The sequence below is a fragment of the Actinomadura fibrosa genome, from assembly GCF_900659615.1.
GTDB lineage: Bacteria > Actinomycetota > Actinomycetes > Streptosporangiales > Streptosporangiaceae > Spirillospora > Spirillospora fibrosa.
Genome location: NZ_CAACUY010000443.1, coordinates 1 through 4,045, shown reverse-complemented (window position 1 = coordinate 4,045; position 4,045 = coordinate 1). Strand labels below are relative to the sequence as shown.

Sequence of the window (4,045 nt, the reverse complement as noted above, 5' to 3'; positions counted from 1 at the left end):
GGGGCTGGACGGGCCGGATCGGGATGGGCGGCGGGACGTCCGCCATGCCGTCCGCGGGCACGAAGGGCGGGCCGACCGGACGGCCCGCGGTGAGCGCGTCGAGCCGGTGGAGGAAGATGCCCTCGCGCAGCGCCCACGGGCAGATGTCGAAACCCTCGACGCCGAGGACGTCCATGATGGACTCGGCCACGATCGCGCCCGCGAGGATCTGGTGGGCGCGGGACGCCTTCACCCCGCGGAGCTGGGCGCGCTCCTCGTCCGACATGCGGGCCAGCCGCGGGATCCAGCCGAGCAGGTCGCGCCGGGCGAGGCGGCGCTCCCGGTACGGGCCCATCGCCGCCTTGGGCGCGCCGCAGAGCCGGGCGAGCTGCGTGAACGTCTTGGACGTCGCCACGGCCCGGACGGCCGGCGGCGCCTCCGCGATCTCCGTGACGGCCTCGCCGAGGACCGACACCACGTGCCGGCGCAGCTCCCGCCGCCTCGCCTTGCGGACCGGGGCGCGGCCGGGCAGGTGGTGGCGGGTGAGGCGGCCCGCGCCGAGCGGGAGGGACAGCGCGATCTCCGGCTCCTCGCCCGCGCCGTAGGCGAGCTCCATCGAGCCGCCGCCGATGTCGGCGAGCAGCATCGGGCCCGCCGACCAGCCGTACCAGCGCCGCGCCGCGAGGAACGTCAGCCGGGCCTCCTCCTCCCCCGGCAGGAACCCGAGCGCGATGCCGGTCGCCGCGCGGACCTCGGCGGCGACGTCGTCGCGGTTGGCCGCGTCCCGCAGCGCCGACGTGGCGAGCGGGACCAGCTCGTCGACGTTCGCCGCGGCCGCGGCCGCCGCGGCCTCCCGGACGGCGCCGATCAGCCGGTCGGTCGCGGGACGTCCGATGACGCCGTGCCGGTCGGTCCCCTCGGCCAGCCGCACGGCGCTCTTCACCGACCGCACCGCGACGGGGCCCTCTCCCGGGGTGAGGTCGGCGACCCGCAGATGGGCCGAATTGGAACCGACGTCGAGCACACCGAGGCGGAGGGGGGCTGCGTTCATGGACGGGCGTCTACCCCGGTTCGGCCGGTTCAGTCGGGGACGCGGGTCACACCGCGGTCACAGCGCAGCCATACGCCGTTCACGCGCCCGTCGCCTTCTCGTCACCTGGCGGGGCGGGCGGAACGGCGCGGGACGGTAGAACCGGCCGTCATCGGGAAGGCCGCCCGGAATACCCCCGTAGGAAGGAGCCCCCGGTTTGGCGGAGAACGACCCCGCCTCGCGGGCCAGGGAGGCGCGCCCCAGGGAGGCGCGAACCAGAGAACCGCGGACCAGGGAACCGGCGCGGGACGTCTCGCGGGCCCGGCTGTCCGCGGCGCGCGACGAGGCCGTCCGCGCGCTCGACCTCCTCGACGGCGCCCGGCGGCAGATGGCCCTCACCTGCCGCGAGGCCGGCCCGGCGCCCGTCGAGGACTGCCAGCTCACGGAGGCCGCGCTCGCCCTCGCGCAGGCCGCCCGCGAACTGACCCGCCTGGTCCGCGCCCGGACGCGCGAGTACCGGACGGACGGCGCCGCCGCGCACCGTTCCGCCGGGAAGGCCCGCAGGGCCGTCCCGGACGACGGCGAGCCGATCGTCGTGCTGGACCTCGCGTCCCGCCTCGGCGCCGGCTGGCGGCTCTGCCAGTACACGAGCGCCGACCGCGACGCCCACCGCTGGCACCTGCGCCACGACGGGCATCCGGCGGGCGCGGTCACCCACTATCTCGACCTGCGCGGCGAGCGGACGGGCTGGGAGGCCCACGACGCCCGCGGCTTCCGGTTGTGGCCGGGCCCGGACGGCGACGCGTTCGGACGGTCGTCGGGGCACCTGTGGGCGACCCGGGCGGCCGCCGTGCGGGCCGTCGCCCGCGCACACCGCTGCCCTTGATCCCCGGGCTCGCCGGATGCGGCGCACGCCGACGTTTCACCCCGTCCCGCAGGGTAGGGGCCTCCGCCCCGGACGCCCCTGAGGAGGACCACGATGAAGGCGCTCACCTGGCACGGCAAGCGCGACGTCCGCGTCGAGACCGTGCCCGACCCGACGATCAAGGAGCCCGACGACGCGATCATACGGGTCACCTCCAGCGGGATCTGCGGGTCCGACCTGCACCTGTACGAGGTGCTCGGCCCGTTCCTCGGCGAGGGCGACATCCTCGGCCACGAGCCGATGGGGATCGTCGAGGAGACCGGGCCGGGCGTCACGCACGTCAAGCCCGGCGACCGCGTGGTGATCCCGTTCAACGTGTCGTGCGGGCACTGCCACATGTGCGGCATGAAGCTGTACGCGCAGTGCGAGACCACGCAGGTCCGCGAGCACGACACGGGCGCGGCGCTGCTCGGCTACACCAAGCTGTACGGGCAGGTGCCGGGCGGGCAGGCCGAGTACCTGCGCGTCCCGCAGGCCCACTTCGGCCCGATCAAGGTGCCCGAGGGGCCGCCGGACGAGCGGTTCGTCTACCTCTCGGACGTGCTGCCGACCGCCTGGCAGGCCGTCGAGTGGGCCGAGGTGCCGGACGGCGGCTCCGTCACCGTGCTCGGCCTCGGCCCGATCGGGCAGATGTCCGCCCGGATCGCCCGCCACCGCGGCTACCGCGTCATCGGCGTCGACATCGTCCCCGAGCGCGTGGAGATGGCGCGGCGGCACGGCGTGGAGGTGCTCGACCCGGACGAGGCGGGCGACGTGCCCGCCGCGGTCCGCGAGCTCACCGGCGGCCGCGGCACCGACTCGGTCATCGACGCGGTCGGCATGGAGGCGCACGGCTCCCCCGCCGCCAAGTTCGCGCAGACCCTCACCGGGCTGCTGCCGGACGCCGCGGCCGCGCCGCTGATGGCGCGCGTCGGCGTCGACCGGCTCGCCGCGCTCGGCACGGCGATCGAGACCGTGCGCCGCGGCGGGACGATCTCGATCAGCGGCGTGTACGGCGGGATGACCGACCCGCTGCCGATGCTCCAGATGTTCGACAAGGGCATCGCGCTGCGGATGGGCCAGGCCCACGTCAAGCGCTGGATCGACGACCTGATGCCGCTGGTGTGCGACGACGCCGACCCGCTCGGCGTGCTGGACCTGGCCACCCACCGCTGGCCGCTCGACCGGGCGCCGGAGGCCTACGAGATGTTCCAGAAGAAGCAGGACGGCGCCATCAAGGTGCTGTTGCAGCCCGGGACCTGACGGCCCCTCCCGCCGGAGCGGATCACCGCCCCGGCGGGACGCCGTCCGGCCCGCCGGGGCGGCCGGCGTCAGCGGGTCCTGTGGGACAGGGCCAGGTCGAAGCCGTCGACGCCCGGGCCGGTCAGGTGGAGCGGGACGGCGACGGGCGCGTACCCGGAGGCCACCAGCGTGTACTCGTCGCCGGTGAGGCCGGCGAACTCGTAGCCGCCGTCCGCGCCGGTGCGGGCGGTCGCGACCACGTTGCCCGCGGGGTCGACCAGCGACACGTGCGCGTCGCCGAGCGCCTCGCCGGAACGGCCGCGGACGGTCCCCCGCACGGACGGCGCGGTCGCGAGCGCCACGTCCACCCGTCCGGGCGCTCCCCCGGTCGTCGAGACGGGACGCGCGGCGGGGCGGTGCCCGGCCGCGCTCACCGTCACCGTGTAGGCGCCGGGAGCCAGTCCGGCGAGGGCGAACGCGCCGTCCGCGCCGGTCTCCGCCGATCCGACGACCTCGCCGCGCCCGTCGGTGGCCACGGCCACCGCCCCGGCGAGCGGGCCGCCGTCCTCGGCGCGGACCGTTCCAGCGATGCCGCCGGTCCCGCCGAGCACCAGGTCGAGGTCGGCCGGGCCGTCCGCGAGCGTGAGGCTCGCGGCCTCCGGCTGGTGGCCGGGCGCCGAGCCGACGAGCACGTAGCCGCCGGCGGCGGGCGCGTCCACGGCGTAGCCGCCGTCCTCGCGGGCGGCGACGACGCCGAGCTGGCGGCCGTTCGCGTCGATCAGCGTCACCGTCGCGCCGGGGAGCGGCGAGCCGTCGGCGCGCAGCACGCGGCCGCGCACCGCGGGCCCGGACTCCACCTCGGCGAAGGCGAGCGCCGGAACCTCGGCGGG

General features: G+C 76.7%; 4 protein-coding genes. 2 read left to right on the top strand and 2 right to left on the bottom strand.

Annotated elements, in window-relative coordinates; all coding sequences use genetic code 11:
• Positions 1-1,030: Ppx/GppA phosphatase family protein (locus E1300_RS48145; protein ID WP_131763944.1), on the bottom strand; the 1,030-nt coding region annotated here is incomplete at its 3' end.
• A gap of 196 nt (positions 1,031-1,226) precedes the next feature.
• Here E1300_RS48145 and E1300_RS48140 point away from each other — a divergent pair.
• A complete protein-coding gene (locus tag E1300_RS48140; RefSeq protein WP_131763943.1) occupies positions 1,227-1,895 on the top strand; it encodes a hypothetical protein in 669 nt (222 codons plus the stop codon).
• A 93-nt stretch (positions 1,896-1,988) separates the two neighbouring features.
• Positions 1,989-3,176 (top strand): zinc-dependent alcohol dehydrogenase, encoded by a 1,188-nt coding sequence (locus E1300_RS48135; RefSeq protein WP_131763942.1) that lies wholly within the window; start codon positions 1,989-1,991, stop codon positions 3,174-3,176.
• A gap of 68 nt (positions 3,177-3,244) precedes the next feature.
• Here E1300_RS48135 and E1300_RS48130 read toward each other — a convergent pair.
• The coding region (locus tag E1300_RS48130; RefSeq protein ID WP_131763941.1) for an MSCRAMM family protein at positions 3,245-4,045 on the bottom strand (801 nt) is incomplete at its 5' end.

What these genes read in the sequence shown, in the direction of transcription:
- E1300_RS48135 (WP_131763942.1), top strand. Translation starts at nt 1,989, where the DNA reads ATGAAGGCGCTCACCTGGCACGGCAAGCGCGACGTCCGCGTCGAGACC.